The sequence below is a fragment of the Caballeronia sp. M23-90 genome, from assembly GCF_053574605.1.
The window spans coordinates 1-1257 of the sequence record NZ_JBSIPA010000833.1 but is presented as its reverse complement, the minus strand read 5'-3'; the positions used below and the strand labels follow the sequence as shown (position 1 = coordinate 1257).

At 62.5% G+C, this 1257-nt stretch carries 1 protein-coding gene and 1 pseudogene; both read left to right on the top strand.

All coding sequences use genetic code 11. The annotated features are described in order from the left end of the window. Positions 1 to 31 precede the first annotated feature (31 nt). A pseudogene (locus ACRXB1_RS36260) lies at positions 32 to 328 on the top strand (SDR family oxidoreductase); the annotation flags it as partial. A 180-nt stretch (positions 329 to 508) separates the two neighbouring features. After that, the gene (locus ACRXB1_RS36255) at positions 509 to 1210 is read left to right on the top strand and encodes a response regulator transcription factor (protein WP_174363281.1); all 702 of its coding nucleotides are present in this window, start codon (positions 509 to 511) and stop codon (positions 1208 to 1210) included. Positions 1211 to 1257: the final 47 nt, after the last annotated feature.

The window sequence follows — 1257 nt, the reverse complement described above, 5'->3', positions numbered from 1 at the left end:
CATCTTGATGCCACCCTTCGCGGCGGTGTAGGCGCCCACGGTCGCGAAGGGTGGCATCAAGATGCTGACGCGCGCGATGAGCGCGGAATGGGCGGCATCGAATATCCAGGCGAACGCGATTGGCCCGGGGTACATCCTCACCGACATGAACAAGCCGCTGGTCGAGAATCCCACCTTCGATGCATGGGTGAAAAGCAGCAACCCGTCTCAGCGCTGGGGCACGCCGGAGGAACTTGTCGGCACGGCGGTGTTCCTGTCGTCGGCGGCGTCGAGTTATGTGAACGGGCAGATCATCTACGTCGATGGCGGGTGGCTTGCCGTGCTTTGAAGCCTGACGGGCGGGTTCAAAAAAAACCGGCGTTCGTTCGTTTAAGTAGCGCACGTGGATACTTCGCATAAATAATCCTGTTGCCATAACGAATTCAAGCCACATAATCGCCAATACGACCGCTTCAGTCAGACCGCATCCAAGCCACTCGACAAAGCAGGCCCGCGACATGGAGATGCCATGAGGTTTCTGGTGGCCGATGACCACGAACTGATCCGGCAAGGCGTGAAATCGCTGCTGCGCGGGCTCGACCCCGACGCCCAGTTCGACGAAGCCGATAGCTGGGAAACGCTCGCTGCCGCTGCGAGGCCGGAAGCGAACCACGACCTCGCGATAGTCGACCTGCACATGGCCGGCATGGAAGGTGCAGCGTCGCTGCAAACGCTGCTGAAGGCGAATCCGGCACTGCCGCTGGTGGTGTTGTCGGCGGAGGAGTCAGCCGACGAAATGCGCGCGGTGCTTGCCGCCGGCGCACTCGGTTTCGTGCCGAAGCGCGAACCCGCAAGCGTGATGCTCAAGGCAATCGAGCTCGTGCTTCTCGGCGGCGCCTACGTTCCCATTGAAGCGCTGAGTCTGCTCGGACCCGGGCAGGCCCCTGCGCCCGTTGCCGAACGTTCCGGGGGGGCTGTCGTGGAGGCGTTGCCGGTTGGTATCCAGCCGCATCATCGGCATCTGATGGAAAACCTGTCGCCACGCCAGCAGGAAATCATGCGGCTCGTGTACCGCGGCTGGACCAACAAGATGATCGCGCGGGAACTCGGTGTCGCCGAGGGAACCGTCAAGGTGCATCTGTCGGTCATGTTCCGGGCGCTATGCGTGCACAACCGGTCAGCAGCGATCGCACTGATAGGCGGCTGGCTTGAAACCGGCCGCACGCTCTGATCACGATGCCGGCGGCTGGCGCTCCAGCGCCGCGTTGCGTTCGCCTA